Genomic DNA, 16,770 nt, shown 5'->3' on the forward strand with positions numbered 1-16,770 from the left:
CTCCCGGCCTCACACCGCGTTCTGAAGGGGAAGACATGGGAGATCCGGCCGCCGCGCCAAAAGAACCTCGGCATCCGCGTCCGTCCGCCGTCGAAACATCGGTGGCCTTCGACGCCCTGGACCGGCAGATCCTGGAACTGCTCCAGACCGACGGCCGGATCAAGCTCAGTGAGCTGGGCCGGCGGGTGCGGCTCAGCCCGGCGGCCGTCACCGAGCGGGTGCGGCGGCTGGAGGCGGCGGGCGCGATCACGGGGTACGGCGCCCGGATCGCCCCCGCCCGGCTCGGCTACGGCATCCAGGCCTTCATCCGGGTCAACCCGCACGGCGGCTACACCCTGCGCCACCCCCGCACCCTGGAGCTGATCGACCGCCCGGAGATCGTCGAGGTCCACCACGTCGTCGGGGAGGACTGCTGGATCCTCAAGGTCGCCGTCGAGGACACCGTCCACCTGGAGGAGATCCTCGAACAGACCTCGGCGCTGGGCCGCACGACCACGTCGATCGTGCTGTCCTCGCCGCTGCCGGGAAAGCCGCTCCTGCCGCGGTTGCCCTGACGTCGGCGTCAAGGATTACGTTCGTACGCATGCGAATCGGCGAGCTGGCCGCGCGGGCCGGGACCACGACGCGCACCTTGCGCTACTACGAGTCGCGGGGACTGCTGCCCGCGCGACGCGGCGGCAACGGCTATCGGACCTACGACGAGGCCGATCTGAAGCTGCTGCGGCAGATCAGGACATTGCAGGACTTCGGGTTCGACCTGGAGGAGACCCGGCCCTTCGTGGAGTGTCTACGGGCCGGGCACCCCGAGGGCGACTCGTGTCCCGCCTCGCTCGAGGTCTACCGGCACAAGCTCGACGAACTCGACGAGCTGATCGGCGAGCTGCGGGCCGTGCGGGCAAAGATCGGCCTGCGGCTGTCGATGGCCGAGGGAGAACCACCGTTGTGCGAACTGGGAGGGCAGGAGCTGTGATCAGGGCGGCGGGCGTGGCAGAGGTGACGGACGCGGACTTCGAGGCGGAGGTGATCGGGGCGGAGCTGCCGGTGCTGGTGGAGTTCACCGCGGACTGGTGCCCGCCCTGCCGGCAGATGGGGCCGGTGCTCACGGCCCTGGCCGCGGAGGAGGGGCAGCGGCTGAAGGTGGTGCAGCTGGACGTGGACACCAACCCGGACACCACCAACGCGTACAAGGTGCTGTCGATGCCGACCTTCATGGTCTTCCGCGCCGGTGAACCGGTGAAGTCGATGGTGGGTGCACGGCCCAAGCGGCGGCTTCTGGAGGAGCTCGCCGACGTGCTGTGATTCCGTCCCGAACACAAGAAATCCCCCGGGCAATTGCGCCCGGGGGATTTCTTTGCGTATATTCAATGGTTCGCGACTTCGCGTGAATTCGGTCGCGGTGAAGTTCAGTGAGCACAGTATATCCGGGCGGGAGCAGAATTGTCAAACACCGAATTTCAAGACGGTGAAATGCGACGCGAGCAGGAATTCATCGACGATCTGTACGCGCGCGTGGACGCGCTGCGCGGTGACACGGAGGACTCCGTCGGGGACGCGCTCGCCCAGGGCAACACGCCCATGCAGGCCCGCCTTGAGCGGGACATCCTGGTCGCCGAGCGCTCGGGGCTGCTCGCCGCGCTGAACGCCGTGGACGGCTCGCTCTGCTTCGGCCGGATCGACCTCTCCTCCGGCATCACCCACCACATCGGCCGTATCGGCCTGCGCACCGACGACGCCGAGCGCACGCCGATCCTCGTGGACTGGCGGGCCGACGTCGCCCGGCCCTTCTACCTGGCCACCGGCCACACCCCGATGGGCCTCAGGCGCCGGCGGCACATCACCACCGACGGCCGTACGGTCACCGCCCTGCACGACGAGATCCTCGACCTCGGCGACCGGGAGCGCACCGGCCACGAGGACCCGACAGGCGACGCGGTCCTGCTCGCCGCGCTGAACACCGCGCGCACCGGCCGGATGAACGACATCGTGCAGACCATCCAGGCCGAGCAGGACGAGATCATCCGGGCACCGCACCGAGGGGTGCTGGTCGTGGAGGGCGGTCCGGGCACCGGCAAGACGGCCGTCGCCCTGCACCGCGCGGCCTACCTCCTCTACGAACACCGGGAGCTGCTCGCCAAGCGGGCGGTCCTGATCGTCGGCCCCAACCCCGCCTTCCTCGGCTACATCGGCGAGGTCCTGCCCGCGCTGGGCGAGACGGGCGTGCTGCTCGCCACCGTCGGCGAACTGTTCCCCGGCGTGCGGGCGACCGCGGCCGACACCCGGGAGGCGGCCGCGGTGAAGGGGCGCGCCGACATGGCGGACGTGCTCGCCGAGGTCGTACAGGACTGGCAGGCGCTGCCCGACCCGGTGATCGCCATCGAGCACGACCGCGAGATCCTCATGCTCGACGACGGCCTGGTGAAGGTGGCGCGCGAGAAGGCCCGCGCCGCGCGGCTGCCGCACAACGCGGCACGCGAGCACTTCGAGGGCCACATCCTCAACACCCTCACCGAGCTGTACGCCGAGCGGGTCGGGACCGACCCCTTCGACGGCACGAATCTGCTGGACCCCAGCGACATCACGCAGATCCGTGACGACATCGCCGAGAACCCCGAGGTCTGGGCCGCCATCGACCAGCTGTGGCCACGGCTGACCCCGCAGCGACTGGTCGCGGACTTCCTCGCCGACCCCGTGGGCTACCTCCCCGACGAGGACGTCGCCGCGATCCGCCGGCCCGTGACCCGGGCGTGGACGGTGTCGGACGTACCGCTGCTCGACGAGGCCGCCGAACTGCTCGGCGAGGACGACCGGGTGCGGCGGGCGCTGGCCGAGCGGGAGCGGGAGACGCAGGTCGCCTACGCACAGGGCGTGCTGGACGTCTCGTACGCCTCGCGCACCTACGAGTTCGAGGACAAGCACGAGGAGGACTCCGAGGTCCTGTCCGCGCACGACATCATCGACGCCGAACGGTTCGCCGAGCGCCACGAGGAGGACGACCACCGCAGCGCCGCCGAGCGCGCGGCGGCCGACCGGACCTGGGCGTTCGGGCACATCATCGTCGACGAGGCGCAGGAGCTGTCGCCGATGGCGTGGCGGCTGCTGATGCGGCGCAGCCCGACCCGCTCGATGACCCTGGTCGGCGACCCGGCCCAGACGGCGGAGGCGGCGGGCGTCGGCTCGTGGCGGAAGATCCTCCAGCCGTACGTCGAGGACCGCTGGGAGCACACCCGCCTCGGCGTCAACTACCGCACGCCCGCCGAGATCATGGACCTCGCGGCGGCGGTCGTCAGGGCCGAGAACCCGGACTTCGAACCGCCGAGTTCCGTACGGTCCACCGGTGTGCGTCCCTGGGTGCGCGCCACCGACGACCTGCCCGGCGCGGTCGCGAAGGCCGTCGAGGAGCTCACCCCGGCCGAGGGCCGGCTCGCGGTCATCGCCCCGCGCCACCTGCACCGGAAGCTGGCGGCCCACCTGGACGGCATCACGCCGGACACCGAGCCCGACCTGACCCGCGGCGTCGTACTCCTCGACCCCCGTCAGTCCAAGGGCCTGGAGTTCGACTCGGTGCTGGTGGTGGAACCGGGCCTGTACGGCACGAGCGACCTGTACGTGGCGCTGACACGGGCGACACAGCGGCTGGGGGTGCTGCACACGGGTCGCCTGCCGCAGGCGTTGGCCGAGGGCGCGTCGGAGTGACGGCAGGGCTTCGCCCGCGCCGTGGCAGGTGAGGCGGGCTGCGCGACCAGCCGCCGTGAGGGCTGGTCGCGCAGTTCCCCGCGCCCCTTCGGGGCGCTGCCCTCTAGGCCGGGCGCAGCCAGACCGTCGCCAGCGGTGGCAACGTCAGGCGGATGCTCGCCGGGCGGCCGTGCCAGGGCTGGGGTTCCGGCTTGATCGGGTCCGGGTTGGTGACGTCGCCGCCGCCGTACTTCGCCGCGTCGGTGTTCACCGCCTCGTGCCAGGCCGGGACGTCGTCCGGGACACCGAGCCGGTACTCGTCGCGCACCACCGGCGACATGTTCGACACCGCCAGCAGCGGAACGCCCTCCGCGTCGTAGCGCAGGAACGCGAACACGTTGTCGTCGGCGGCGTCACCCACCACCCACTGGAAGCCCGACGGATCGGTGTCGCGCTGCCACAGCGCCGGCGTATGGCGGTAGACCGTGTTCAGATCGCGGATCAGGTCCCGCACCCCGCGATGGTCGGGCTCCGCCCCGTACGCCGGGTCCAGCAGCCACCAGTCCGGCCCGTGCGCCTCCGACCACTCGGCGCCCTGCGCGAACTCCTGCCCCATGAACAGCAGTTGCTTGCCCGGGTGCGCCCACATGAAGCCCAGGTAGGCACGGTGGTCGGCCCGCTGCTGCCACCAGTCGCCCGGCATCTTCGACACCAGCGACCGCTTGCCGTGCACGACCTCGTCGTGGGAGATGGGCAGCACGTAGTTCTCGCTGTACGCGTACACCATCGAGAACGTCATCTCGTTGTGGTGGTACCTGCGGTACACCGGCTCCTTGGCCATGTACTCCAGCGAGTCGTGCATCCAGCCCATGTTCCACTTCAGGCCGAACCCCAGGCCCCCGAACCCGCCGGGCCCCGACACATGCGTCGGACGCGTCACGCCGTCCCAGGCCGTCGACTCCTCCGCGATCGTCACGACCCCCGGCACCCGCCGGTACACCGTCGCGTTCATCTCCTGGAGGAACGCGACCGCGTCGAGGTTCTCCCGCCCGCCGTGCTCGTTCGGCACCCACTGGCCCGGCTCGCGCGAGTAGTCCAGGTAGAGCATGGACGCCACCGCGTCCACCCGGAGCCCGTCGATGTGGAACTCCTCGCACCAGTACAGGGCGTTGGCGACCAGGAAGTTGCGCACCTCGCGCCGCCCGAAGTCGAACTCCAGCGTGCCCCAGTCGGGATGCGCCGAACGCAGCGGATCCTCGTGCTCGTACAGCGGACGCCCGTCGAACTCCGCCAGCGCCCAGTCGTCGCGCGGGAAGTGCGCCGGCACCCAGTCCATCAGCACGCCGATCCCGGCCCGGTGCAGGGCGTCGACCAGGTACTTGAAGTCGTCGGGCGTACCGAGACGGGCGGTGGGCGCGTAGAAGCCGGTGACCTGGTAGCCCCAGGAGCCGCCGAAGGGGTGCTCGGCGACCGGCATCAGCTCGACATGGGTGAAGCCGAGGTCCTTGACGTACGCGGGGAGCTGCTCGGCCAGTTGACGGTAGGTGAGTCCGGGCCGCCAGGACGCCAGGTGGACCTCGTACACCGAGAACGGCGCCTCGTGCACCGGCACCGAACCGCGCCGCTCCAGCCACGCCGCGTCGCCCCACTCGTGCTCCGAGGCGTACACGATGGAGGACGTGTTCGGCGGGGCCTCCGTCCGGCGGGCCATCGGGTCGGCGCGCAGTGTCTTCGAGCCGTCGGGCCGGGTGATCTCGAACTTGTACAGCTCGCCCTCGCCGATGCCGGGCACGAACAGCTCCCAGACACCGGTGCCGCCGAGCGAGCGCATCGGATAGCCCGTGCCGTCCCAGAAGTTGAACGTGCCGGCCAGGGACACACCGCGCGCGTTCGGCGCCCACACCGTGAAGCGGGTGCCTGTCACGCCCTGGTGCGTCATCGGCTCGGCGCCGAGCGCCCGCCACAGCTCCTCGTGCCGGCCCTCGCCGATCAGATGCAGATCGAGCTCGCCGAGCGCGGGCAGGAAGCGGTACGCGTCCTCGGTGTCCTGCACCGACCCCTCGTACGCCACGAGGAGCCGGTAGCCGGCCGGGACCTCCCGCAGCGGGAGCAGCCCCGAGAAGAACCCCTCCCCGTCGTCGTGCAGCTCGGCCCGCAGGTTCCCCACGACGACGGTCACCGACAGGGCGAACGGCCGGAAGGCGCGGAAGGCGACACCGCCGGGCACCGGATGCGCGCCGAGCACGGAGTGCGGGGCGTGATGGGTGCCGGTGAGCAGACGATCGCGGTCGACGGCGTCGAGGGCCGGGGAGACGGCGACCTCCACGGGCTCGGCCGGCTTCGGGACCGCCTTCTGCGCGGGGATCTTCTTCTGCGCCGCCTTCTGCGCGGGGATCTTCTTGGCGGCCTTCTTCGGAGCTGCGGCCTTGGCCGGTGTGCTCTTCGCGGCCGTGCCCTTCGCCGCCGTGGTCCTGGCGGTCGCCTTCTTCGTCACCGCCTTCTTGGCGACGGCCTTCTTCGCTGTGGCCTTCTTGGCCGCCGGCTTCCGCACCTCGGCCTTCTTCGCCTCGGCCTTCTTCCCGGCAGCCTTCTTCGCGGCGGTCTTCTTCTGCCCGGCCGCCTTCGCCGTGGCCTTCTTCGCCGTCCCCTTCTTCACGGCCTCCGCGGCCTCGGCGGCCCTGGTCGTCGCCCTTTTGGCGACGCTCGTCTTCTCGACCGGCTGCGCGGCCGTGCTCTCGGCTTCCGAACCGCTGGAGGGAGTGGTGCGGGGGGTCACGGGCGGGGCCTCCTAGGCGAAGGTGGGGATGAGGGGCTGAGGGAAGAGGGCGGGGCGCCGGAGTCCGCGGCGAGCCGGCCTATGGCGGACAGCGGCACCGGGAGCCAGTCGGGGCGGTGACGGGCCTCGTAGACGACCTCGTAGATCGCCTTGTCGGTCTCGTACGCCCGCAGCAGCACCGGATCGGTCCGCGGATCGGCGCCGCTGACCTGCGCGTACCCGGAGCAGTACGCGGCCCGGCAGGCCTCGGCCCAGCCCGGCACCGGCAGGTCGGCGGAGTGGGCCGCGTAGTCGAAGGAGCGCAGCATGCCCGCCACGTCCCGCACCGGCGGCTGCGGCAGCCGGCGTTCGGCCAGCGGCTTCGACGGCTCGCCCTCGAAGTCGATCAGCCACCAACGGCCGCCCGGCGAGCGCAGGCACTGCCCGAGGTGCAGATCGCCGTGGATGCGCTGGGCGGTCCAGGTGCAGCCCTCGGCGGCGAGCGCGGCCAGCGCCTCGAACGCGGAGCGCAGCGCGGGCGCGTACGGCCGCAGCGCCGGCACCGCCTGAGCGGCCGCATCCAGCCGCTCGACCATGCCGTCCACCAGCTGCTGCACCTGCGCGTGCCCGAGGGTCACCGTCGGCAGCGTACGGGCGAGCGCGGTGTGCACCTCGGCGGTCGCGCGCCCCAGCGCCCGCGCCTCGGCGGCGAAGTCCTCGCCCTTGGCCAGCTCCCGCAGCGCCAGCTCCCAGCCGTCCGCCGCGCCCTGCACGAAGGGCTGGAGCACGCCCAGCACGTACGACTCACCGGCCAGCTCCGAGCGGAACCACGCCGTCGGCGCGGGCACCCGGTCGCAGTCCTCGCGGGCCAGCGCGAGCGGCAGCTCCAGGTCGGGATTGACGCCGGGCACGATCCGGCGCAACAGCTTCAGGATGAACGTATCGCCGTATACGACGGACGAGTTGGACTGTTCCGAGGTGACCGGGCGCGGCACCAGGCCGGACCGGATCTCCTTCTCGCCGTCCCGTTCGAAGCGCAGCGCGCCGATCCGGGCTCCGGTGCGCATCGCCTCCAGGAGCAGTTCGGCGGGGCGGGCGTCGCACAGGGCGTCGTACACCGTGCGTCCGGCGAGCGGGCCCTCGGTCACGTGCCCGATCAGCGCGGGCGCGAGCCGGGGCGGCAGTGCCTCTCGGTCCCCTATGAGGAGCTGGTAGCAGTCGGCGGGCTGCTCGGGTGCGCCCGGCACCGGCGCGAGCGGCTGGTGGGCGCGAAGGAGCAGGTGGTTCAGGCCCAGCTTGCCGCCGGGCGGCAGCAGTTCGGTGGCGGCGACCAGCGAGAACCCGGTGACCGGACGCCCCTTGCCCGCGAACCAGCGCTGTCGTGGCAGCCACTCCCGTAGCAGTGGATCAAGTGACGCAAGGAGGCCGGGCGAAGTGGTGACGGTACGTGTGACGGCTTCCGACATGGCGTCGCGTCCTTTCCCCGGGGGGTCGGGGTGTTACTCATGCGTGCCCCGGGCGGGGCGGTGGAAACCGCCCCGCCCGGGCTCTCAGGCGGCGTCCTTGCGCAGCCGGAACCAGTAGAAGCCGTGGCCCCCGAGGGTCAGCAAGTACGGGAGCTCACCGATGGCCGGGAATCGCACCCCGCCGAACAGCTCGACGGGATGTCGGCCGCCGAACGGTCGCAGATCCAGTTCCGTCGGCTGCGCGAACCGCGAGAAGTTGTGCACGCACAGCACCAGATCGTCCTCGTACTCGCGCAGGAAGGCGAGGACCGCCGGGTTCGACGACTGGAGTTCGGTGTAGGTGCCGAGGCCGAACGCCGGGTTCTGCTTGCGGATCTCGATCATGCGGCGGGTCCAGTGCAGCAGCGACGACGGCGACGCCATGGACGCCTCGACGTTCGTCACCTGGTAGCCGTGGACCGGGTCCATGATCGTCGGCAGATACAGCCGTCCCGGATCGCAGGACGAGAAGCCGGCGTTGCGGTCCGGGGTCCACTGCATGGGGGTGCGGACGGCGTCGCGGTCGCCGAGCCAGATGTTGTCGCCCATGCCGATCTCGTCGCCGTAGTACAGGATCGGCGAGCCGGGCAGCGACAGCAGCAGCGCGGTGAACAGTTCGATCTGGTTGCGGTCGTTGTCCAGCAGGGGCGCCAGCCTGCGCCGGATGCCGATGTTGGCGCGCATGCGGGGGTCTTTGGCGTACTCCGCCCACATGTAGTCGCGTTCTTCGTCGGTGACCATTTCGAGGGTCAGCTCGTCGTGGTTGCGCAGGAAGATGCCCCACTGGCAGCCGGACGGGATGGCCGGCGTCTTGGCGAGGATTTCCGAGACGGGGTAGCGGGATTCCCGCCGTACCGCCATGAAGATCCGGGGCATGACGGGGAAGTGGAACGCCATGTGGCATTCGTCGCCGCCGCTGCTGTAGTCGCCGAAGTAGTCGACGACGTCCTCCGGCCACTGGTTCGCCTCAGCCAGCAGCACCGTGTCCGGGTAGTGCGCGTCGATCTCCTTGCGCACCCGCTTCAGGAGCTCGTGCGTTGCCGGAAGGTTTTCGCAGTTCGTGCCCTCCTCGGCGTACAGATACGGCACGGCGTCGAGCCGGAAGCCGTCGATCCCCAGGTCCAGCCAGAACTTCAGCGCCGAGAGGATCTCCTCCACCACGGCCGGGTTCTCGTAGTTGAGGTCCGGCTGGTGGGAGAAGAAGCGGTGGAAGAAGTACTGCTTGCGGACCGGGTCGAAGGTCCAGTTGGAGGCTTCGGTGTCGACGAAGATGATGCGGGCGTCGGAGTACGCCTTGTCGTCGTCGGCCCAGACGTAGTAGTCGCCGTAGGGGCCGTCGGGGTCTTTTCTGGATTCCTGGAACCACGGGTGCTGGTCGCTGGTGTGGTTCATGACGAAGTCGATGATGACCCGCATGCCGCGCTGGTGGGCGGAGTCCACGAAGTCCACGAAGTCGGCGAGGTCGCCGAATTCGGGCAGCACGGCGGTGTAGTCGGAGACGTCGTAGCCGCCGTCGCGGAGGGGTGATTTGAAGAAGGGCGGCAGCCACAGGCAGTCGACGCCGAGCCATTGCAGGTAGTCGAGTTTGGCGGTCAGGCCCTTGAGGTCGCCGACGCCGTCGCCGTTGCTGTCCTGGAAGGAGCGGACCAGGACCTCGTAGAAGACGGCGCGTTTGAACCAGTCGGGGTCACGATCCTTGGCAGGGGTGTCCTCGAAGGTGTCCTGAACGGGCTCGTTGACGATCATTTTGTGGGTGACCCTCCGATCTGCGGGGTGGACGGTCGCAGGACGGTGAGGATGTGCGCGGGACGAGTGCCCGGTTCGAGACGCACGTAATTCGCCCTGCCCCAGTGATAGGTCTCGCCGGTGAGCTCGTCGCGCACCGGCACCGACTCGTGCCAGTCCAGGCCGAGTTGCGGCATGTCCAACGAGACCGTGGCCTCCTGGGTGTGGTGGGGGTCGAGGTTGACGACCACCAGAACCGTGTTCGAACCGCTTCGCTTCGAGTACGCGATCACCGCGTCCTGGTCCGCGTGGTGGAAGTGGAGGTCACGCAGCTGCCGCAGGGCCGGATTCGCCCGCCGGACGGCGTTGAGGCGGGTGATCAGGGGTGTGATGGTGCGGCCTTCGCGTTCGGCGGCGGCCCAGTCGCGGGGGCGTAGCTGGTACTTCTCGGAGTCGAGGTACTCCTCGCTGCCCTTGCGCAGTGCGGTGTTCTCGCACAGTTCGTAGCCGCTGTAGATGCCCCAGCTTGGGGAGAGCGTCGCGGCGAGGACGGCCCGCAGCTCGAAGGCGGGCCGACCGCCCTGCTGGAGGAACTCGTGCAGGATGTCGGGGGTGTTGGCGAAGAAGTTCGGCCGCATGTAGGCGGCCGCCTCCCCCGACAGCTCGGTCAGGTACTCGGTGAGTTCCTGCTTGGTGTTGCGCCAGGTGAAGTACGTGTACGACTGCTGGAAGCCGATCTGGGCCAGGGTGTGCATCATCGCCGGCCGGGTGAACGCCTCCGCCAGGAAGATCACGTCCGGGTCGGTGCGGCCCACGTCCGCGATCACCTTCTGCCAGAACACGACCGGCTTGGTGTGCGGGTTGTCGACCCGGAAGATCCGCACCCCGTGGTCCATCCAGTGCCGCAGCACCCGCAGCGTCTCGGCGATCAGACCGTCCATGTCCGCGTCGAACGCGATGGGGTAGATGTCCTGATACTTCTTCGGCGGGTTCTCCGCATAGGCGATCGTGCCGTCCGGGCGGTGGTGGAACCACTCCGGATGCTTGTCCACCCAGGGGTGATCCGGCGAGCACTGCAGGGCGAAGTCGAGCGCGACCTCCAGACCGAGTTCGCCGGCCCGGGCGACGAACCGGTCGAAGTCCTCGATCGTGCCGAGGCCGGGGTGGACGGCGTCGTGGCCGCCCTCGGGCGAACCGATCGCCCACGGCACGCCGACGTCGTCGACGCCTGCGGACAGGGTGTTGTTGGGGCCCTTGCGGAAGGTCGTGCCGATCGGGTGGATCGGTGGCAGGTAGACGACGTCGAAGCCCATCGCCGCGATCCCCGGCAACCGTCCGGCCGCGGACTCGAAAGTGCCGTGCGCACGCTCGGCGGTGCCTTCGGAACGCGGGAAGAACTCGTACCAGGACCCGTACAGGGCCCGCTCCCGCTCCACCAGCAGCGGCAGCGGATCCGACGCGGTCACCAGATCCCGCAACGGATAACGCCCCAACACGGCGTCGACCTCGGGCGTCAGCGAGGCCGCCAACCGCCATGCGGCCGGTCGGTTTTCGTCCCGCAGGGCCTCGACGGCCGCGAGGATCACGCGCCGTCCCTTGCTCTTGGGCACGGCCGCGGCGGCACGCTCGTACAGCCGCGCGCCCTCCTCCAGGACCAGGTCCGTGTCCATTCCGGCGGGGATCTTGATCTCGGCGTGGTGCCGCCAGGTACTGATGGGGTCGCCCCACGCCTCCACGTGGTAGGTCCAGCGGCCCGGCTCGCCGGCGGTGACGTCGGCGCCCCAGCGGTCGGTGCCCGGGGCGAGTTCACGCATCGGGGTCCAGGGGCCTGGGCGGCCGTCCGGGTCGGTCAGTACGGCATTGGCGGCCACGGAGTCGTGGCCCTCGCGGAACACGGTCGCCGAGATCTCGAAGGTCTCGCCGGTGACCGCCTTCGCGGGCCTGCGCCCTTGCTGGACGACCGGGCGGACGTCGAGAACCGGTATACGTCCGACACCGCCCGTCGCATCGGCCGTGGAGGGTCGCTCCGGAGCCGGCGGGCCGGGGTCGGCGGCGGTGGTGCGGGGGACTGGGGGCGCTTCGGTGCGAGGCGTCGGGGGTGTGGACGACTGGTGGTGCATGGCGGGCATGACCGCTCCTGTCCGCGTCAACGTTGGTGGGCGGATGGCTGTGGGGAGGTGGGTCCTGCGTGGTGACTTGTCGCTGTGCGGCTGGGCCGCGTGGGGTGCACGCCCGGGGGCGCACGGGTGGGGCGTACCGGAGGAGCCTTCCCACCCTATTCGTGTGGGCAATCCGGCACTTTGTTAACTACTCACGCGTATGTCTACGCACAAGACCGGCCCCGTTCGTGAGGAACGGGGCCGGTGTCCGCACTTCGCCGCGAAGTGGCCGCTACGAGCCCGGTACCTGCAAGAGTTTGTTCGGTGAGCCCATCCCGCGGCCGGAGACCTTGCCGGAAGCGGCCTGTGCCACCAGCGCCTTGGAGACCTGTGCCGGGGACGCCTTGGGGTGGTCCGCCAGATACAGCGCGGCCACGCCCGCGACGTGCGGTGATGCCATCGACGTACCGGAGTAGGTGGCCCGGCCGGTGTCGCTCGCGTACGACGCGGAGGTGATCGACACGCCCGGGGCGAACACGTCCAGAACCGACCCGGTGTTGGAGAAGCCCGCCCGCGCGTCCTTCTTGTCGGTGGCGCCGACGGTGATGGCCTCGCGCACCGCCGCGGGGGAGTACAGGCCGGCCGGCAGCCCGTCGTTGCCCGCCGCCACCGTGTAGGTGACTCCGGCCGCGACGGAGTTGCGTACGGCGGCGTCCAACTGCGCGTTGCGGTTGCCGCCGAGGCTGACGTTGGCGACCGCCGGCTTCCTCGCGTGCCTGGTCACCCAGTCGATGCCCGCGATGACCTGGGCGGTCGTGCCGCCGCCGGCGTCGTCCAGGACGCGTACGGCCACGACCTTCGCCTTCTTGGCGACTCCGTACTGCTGGCCCGCGATGGTGCCGGCGACATGGGTGCCATGGCCGTTGCCGTCACCGGCGCTCCTGTCGTTGCCGACGAAGTCCCAGCCGTAACTCGCCCGGCCGCCGAAGTCCTTGTGCGAGACGCGGATGCCGGTGTCGATGACATAGACCGTCACGCCGGCGCCCGCGGACTCGGGCCAGGTGTAGCTCTTGTCCAGCGGAAGATTGGCCTGATCGATGCGGTCGAGACCCCAGGACGGCGGGTTTTTCCGCGTGTGCTCCAGGGTCACCCGGGTGTCCTGGACGACGGAGGCGACCCGGGGGTCGGCCGCGAGCCGTTTGGCCTGTCTCTCGTCGGCCCGGACGGCGTAACCGTTGAGAACCGTGCCGTAGGTGTGGCTTATTTTCGCCCCGTACTTTTCGGCGAGGCTCTTTCCGGCCGTCGACGGAGCTCTCGTTGCCCCCTTGAGTGTCACCACGTAACTGCCGCTGACGGAGCCGGGGTCCCCGGCGCCGAGTATCTGCCCCTCCGGAGCGGCGTGCGCGGGCATGGTGGTGGCCGAAAGCGCGACGACGCAGGTCATCGCGGTCAGACCACCCGCCCGGCGCAGACGCCGCGTGCGCGTCCGTGCCATGGTGTGAGTTCCCCTCCTCGACTCGGCGCACGGCGGCCGGGAATCGCCGGGTGCACCAGGCGAGGCCGGTACGCCACTGTCACCCTCTCGTGAGCTGAGAAGTCGCCACAAGGACGCCTACGGGGGCGGAATCGGCCATATCGGCTATGGGGGATGTGTAAAGGTTGCGCTTGATTTCGGACGGAGATACTCGGTCCGCTTCGCTCGGGCGTCGCAAAAACGCCCTGTGGTTACGAAGCCCCGCATACCGATACCGTCGGTGGCGATGACGGGACCCACACCGCCGTGTGTCCCCTGCCACGTGCTGCCCGAGGTGAACCGTGAAGGCGATCCGTCGATTCACCGTCCGACCTGTCCTCCCCGAACCCCTCCGGCCCCTCAGCGACCTGGCGCGCAATCTGCGCTGGTCCTGGCATGCGGAGACCCGTGACCTCTTCCAGTCCGTGGACCCCGAACACTGGGCCGCCTCGGGCAACGACCCCGTACGGCTGCTGGGTAGCGTGCCGCCCGCGCGGCTCGCGGAACTGGCTGAGGACCGCCACTTCCTGCGCCGGCTGGCCGAGGTCGCCGGTGACCTCGACGACTACGTCACCGGTGGACGCTGGTACCAGGACCAGTCCGCCGAACTCCCTGCCGCCGTCGCCTACTTCTCGCCCGAATTCGGCATCACGGCCGCCCTGCCCCAGTACTCCGGCGGCCTCGGCATCCTCGCCGGGGACCACCTGAAGGCGGCCAGCGACCTGGGCGTGCCGCTCATCGGCGTCGGGCTGCTGTACCGGCACGGCTACTTCCGCCAGACCCTGTCCCGGGACGGCTGGCAGCAGGAGCACTATCCCGTCCTGGACCCCAACGAGCTGCCGCTTGCGCTCCTGAAGGAACCCGACGGCACCCCCGCCCAGGTCTCGCTCGCCCTGCCCGGCGGCCGGTCTCTGCACGCCCGTGTCTGGCTGGCCCAGGTCGGCCGGGTGCCGCTGCTGATGCTCGACTCCGACGTCGAGGAGAACGACCTCGGCGGACGCGGGGTGACCGACCGGCTCTACGGCGGCGGCAGCGAGCACCGGCTCCTCCAGGAGATGCTGCTGGGCATAGGAGGGGTGCGGGCGGTGCGGGCGTACTGCCGGCTGACCGGCCACCCCGAGCCCGAGGTCTTCCACACCAACGAGGGACACGCCGGCTTCCTCGGTCTGGAGCGCATCGCGGAACTGGCCGCCGCGGGGCTGGACTTCGATCCCGCGCTGGAGGCCGTCCGCGCGGGCACGGTCTTCACCACCCACACGCCCGTCCCGGCCGGCATCGACCGCTTCGACCGCGAGCTGGTCGCCCACCACTTCGGCCCCGACGCCGAGCTCCCCGGCATCGACGTCGAGCGCATCCTCCAGCTCGGCATGGAGACGTACCCCGGCGGCGAGCCGAACCTGTTCAACATGGCCGTGATGGGCCTGCGCCTGGGCCAGCGGGCGAACGGCGTCTCGCTGCTGCACGGCAACGTCAGCCGCGAGATGTTCTCGGGCCTGTGGCCGGGGTTCGACCCGGACGAGGTGCCGATCACCTCGGTCACCAACGGCGTCCACGCCCCGACCTGGGTGGCCCCCGAGGTCTTCCGCCTCGGCGCCCGCCAGATCGGCGGCCGGCGCACCGAGGACGCGATGACGGTGGGCGGCTCGGAACGCTGGGACGCGGTCGGGGAGATCCCGGACCGGGACATCCATGAGCTGCGTCGGGTGCTGCGCGAGCAGCTGGTCACCGAAGTGCGGGAGCGGCTGCGCGCGTCCTGGCGCCAACGGGGCGCGGGGACGGCCGAACTGGGCTGGATCGACGGCGTCCTGGACCCCGACGTCCTCACGATCGGATTCGCGCGCCGGGTCCCGTCGTACAAGCGCCTCACCCTCATGCTCCGCGACCGCGACCGGCTGATGGACCTGCTTCTGCACCCCGAGCGGCCGATCCAGATCGTGGTGGCCGGCAAGGCGCACCCCGCGGACGACGGCGGGAAGCGGCTGGTGCAGGAACTCGTGCGGTTCACCGACGACCCACGGGTGCGCCACCGCATCGTCTTCCTGCCGGACTACGGCATGGCGATGGCCCAGAAGCTCTACCCCGGCTGCGACATCTGGCTGAACAACCCGCTGCGCCCGCTGGAGGCGTGCGGCACCTCCGGGATGAAGGCGGCCCTGAACGGCTGTCTCAACCTGTCCGTCCTGGACGGCTGGTGGGACGAGTGGTTCCAGCCCGACTTCGGCTGGGCGATCCCCACGGCGGACGGCACCGGCACGGACCCGGACCGCCGCGACGACATAGAGGCCGCGGCGCTGTACGACCTGCTGGAACAACGCGTCACGCCCCGCTTCTACGAGCGCGGGGAGAGCGGCCTGCCCGACCGCTGGATCGAGATGGTCCGCCAGACCCTCACCCTGCTCGGGCCGAAGGTCCTGGCGGGCAGGATGGTCCGCGAGTACGTGGAGCGTCTCTACACGCCCGCCGCGCACGCCCACCGGGCGATGACGGCGGACGCGGCGCGTGAACTCGCCGTCTGGAAGGCGCGGGTGCGCTCCGCCTGGCACGACGTGAGCGTCGACCATGTGGAGACGTCCGTGTCGACGGTGACCGCCACGGCCGAACTCGGCACGACCCTCACCCTCCGCGTCCGCGTCGGCCTCGGCGACCTCGCCCCGGACGACGTGGAGGTCCAGGTGGTATCGGGCCGGGTCGACCCGGAGGACCACATCGCGGACGCGTCCACGGTGCCGCTGAAGCCGGTGGTCGGCCCCGACAGCGACGGCCGCTGGACCTACGAGGGCCCCCTGTCCCTGGCCCGCACGGGCCCCTACGGCTACACCGTCCGCATCCTCCCGTCCCACCGCCTGCTGGCGTCGAGCGCGGAACTGGGCCTGGTCGCGGTGCCCGCCGAGGACCTGGGGGAGGGGGCGGGGGTTCTGATGCGGTGACGCGGCGGCAGCGCGGGCGCGGGGCTCGCGGGGACCCGGTGTGACTCAGTACTCCTTGTTCTCGCGCTCGCACAGCTGCCGCAGCACATTGCCGCACCGCCGCGCGTACGCGTGCTGCAACCCCCGGGTGGCCGGGCCGCCCGCGCGGGCGTACCACTTGGCCGCGCGGCTGAAGGCGTGGACAGTCAGCCAGACCGTGCCGTCGCCGGTGCGGTCCACGACGAAGGACTCCTCGCCGCACTCCGGGTGGCCGGCGAGGGTGCCGTAGGCCCAGCCGGTGCGGCGGTGTTCCTCGACCGTCCAGACGACGCGGCAGGGGGCCTTGATGACGCCGGCGAGGGTGACCGTGACGTCGACGTCGGGGGCCGCGCGGTCGGCCGCCGTTTCCATTCCGACGCCCATCGTGCGGTGCATCTCCCAGGTCATGACAGCCTCGGCGGCCCTGCGGAAGACGTCTTCGCCCTCGCCGATGCGGGTGCGCACGTTCATGGGGTGGAAGCCGGGCGGGCAGAAGCCACTCTCCCGGGTCGCGCCGACGTCGTCGTACGTGAAGGACATGGGTCCCAAGAGTAGG

The 16,770-nt window shown here is 70.6% G+C and carries 11 protein-coding genes; 5 read left to right on the top strand and 6 right to left on the bottom strand.

What is annotated here, in order from left to right; genetic code table 11:
- Positions 1-35 precede the first annotated feature (35 nt).
- From PGH47_RS29560 to PGH47_RS29575, 4 genes are all read left to right on the top strand, one after another.
- The gene (locus PGH47_RS29560) at positions 36-554 is read left to right on the top strand and encodes an Lrp/AsnC family transcriptional regulator (RefSeq protein WP_271665906.1); all 519 of its coding nucleotides are present in this window, start codon (positions 36-38) and stop codon (positions 552-554) included.
- 29 nt (positions 555-583) lie between these two features.
- A complete protein-coding gene (locus tag PGH47_RS29565) occupies positions 584-970 on the top strand; it encodes a MerR family transcriptional regulator (RefSeq protein WP_271665907.1) in 387 nt (128 codons plus the stop codon).
- A 14-nt stretch (positions 971-984) separates the two neighbouring features.
- Entirely contained in the window at positions 985-1,299 is a 315-nt protein-coding gene (locus PGH47_RS29570; RefSeq protein ID WP_037864736.1) for a thioredoxin family protein, read from the top strand.
- A 168-nt stretch (positions 1,300-1,467) separates the two neighbouring features.
- Positions 1,468-3,693, top strand: a complete 2,226-nt coding sequence (locus PGH47_RS29575) for a HelD family protein (protein ID WP_271665908.1) — start codon at positions 1,468-1,470, stop codon at positions 3,691-3,693.
- Between the two features lie 103 nt (positions 3,694-3,796).
- Here PGH47_RS29575 and glgB read toward each other — a convergent pair whose 3' ends face one another.
- The 5 genes from glgB to PGH47_RS29600 all read right to left on the bottom strand — a co-directional run bounded on the left by glgB (position 3,797) and on the right by PGH47_RS29600 (position 13,251).
- Positions 3,797-6,448: a 1,4-alpha-glucan branching enzyme gene (gene glgB, locus PGH47_RS29580; protein ID WP_271665909.1), complete on the bottom strand. Its 2,652-nt coding sequence runs from the start codon at positions 6,446-6,448 to the stop codon at positions 3,797-3,799.
- On the bottom strand, positions 6,445-7,893 hold the full coding sequence (locus PGH47_RS29585; RefSeq protein ID WP_271665910.1) for a maltokinase N-terminal cap-like domain-containing protein: 1,449 nt from the start codon (positions 7,891-7,893) through the stop codon (positions 6,445-6,447). The genes glgB and PGH47_RS29585 overlap by 4 nt, the downstream gene beginning before the upstream one ends.
- Before the next feature lie 84 nt (positions 7,894-7,977).
- Positions 7,978-9,678: a maltose alpha-D-glucosyltransferase gene (treS, locus tag PGH47_RS29590; RefSeq protein WP_271665911.1), complete on the bottom strand. Its 1,701-nt coding sequence runs from the start codon at positions 9,676-9,678 to the stop codon at positions 7,978-7,980.
- Positions 9,675-11,786 (bottom strand): alpha-1,4-glucan--maltose-1-phosphate maltosyltransferase, encoded by a 2,112-nt coding sequence (locus PGH47_RS29595; protein WP_271665912.1) that lies wholly within the window; start codon positions 11,784-11,786, stop codon positions 9,675-9,677. The genes treS and PGH47_RS29595 overlap by 4 nt, the downstream gene beginning before the upstream one ends.
- Before the next feature lie 262 nt (positions 11,787-12,048).
- Positions 12,049-13,251, bottom strand: a complete 1,203-nt coding sequence (locus PGH47_RS29600) for a S8 family peptidase (protein ID WP_271665913.1) — start codon at positions 13,249-13,251, stop codon at positions 12,049-12,051.
- A gap of 320 nt (positions 13,252-13,571) precedes the next feature.
- Here PGH47_RS29600 and PGH47_RS29605 point away from each other — a divergent pair, with 320 nt between their 5' ends.
- Positions 13,572-16,196 carry a glycosyltransferase family 1 protein gene (locus PGH47_RS29605; RefSeq protein ID WP_271665914.1) on the top strand — a complete coding sequence of 875 codons (2,625 nt, stop codon included), beginning with the start codon at positions 13,572-13,574 and terminating at the stop codon, positions 16,194-16,196.
- Positions 16,197-16,241: 45 nt separating this feature from the next.
- On the opposite strand, the gene PGH47_RS29610 is transcribed toward PGH47_RS29605, so the two are convergent.
- Positions 16,242-16,754 (bottom strand): DUF1990 domain-containing protein, encoded by a 513-nt coding sequence (locus PGH47_RS29610; RefSeq protein ID WP_271665915.1) that lies wholly within the window; start codon positions 16,752-16,754, stop codon positions 16,242-16,244.
- Positions 16,755-16,770: the final 16 nt, after the last annotated feature.

The organism is Streptomyces sp. HUAS 31 (genome assembly GCF_028198125.1).
In the GTDB taxonomy this organism is placed as follows: domain Bacteria; phylum Actinomycetota; class Actinomycetes; order Streptomycetales; family Streptomycetaceae; genus Streptomyces; species Streptomyces chartreusis.

Coding starts and splice junctions, on each gene's coding strand:
- PGH47_RS29560 (WP_271665906.1), top strand. CDS start 36: ATGGGAGATCCGGCCGCCGCGCCAAAAGAACCTCGGCATCCGCGTCCG.
- PGH47_RS29565 (WP_271665907.1), top strand. CDS start 584: ATGCGAATCGGCGAGCTGGCCGCGCGGGCCGGGACCACGACGCGCACC.
- PGH47_RS29575 (WP_271665908.1), top strand. CDS start 1,468: ATGCGACGCGAGCAGGAATTCATCGACGATCTGTACGCGCGCGTGGAC.
- PGH47_RS29585 (WP_271665910.1), bottom strand. CDS start 7,893: ATGTCGGAAGCCGTCACACGTACCGTCACCACTTCGCCCGGCCTCCTT.
- treS (WP_271665911.1), bottom strand. CDS start 9,678: ATGATCGTCAACGAGCCCGTTCAGGACACCTTCGAGGACACCCCTGCC.
- PGH47_RS29595 (WP_271665912.1), bottom strand. CDS start 11,786: ATGCCCGCCATGCACCACCAGTCGTCCACACCCCCGACGCCTCGCACC.
- PGH47_RS29600 (WP_271665913.1), bottom strand. CDS start 13,251: ATGGCACGGACGCGCACGCGGCGTCTGCGCCGGGCGGGTGGTCTGACC.
- PGH47_RS29610 (WP_271665915.1), bottom strand. CDS start 16,754: ATGTCCTTCACGTACGACGACGTCGGCGCGACCCGGGAGAGTGGCTTC.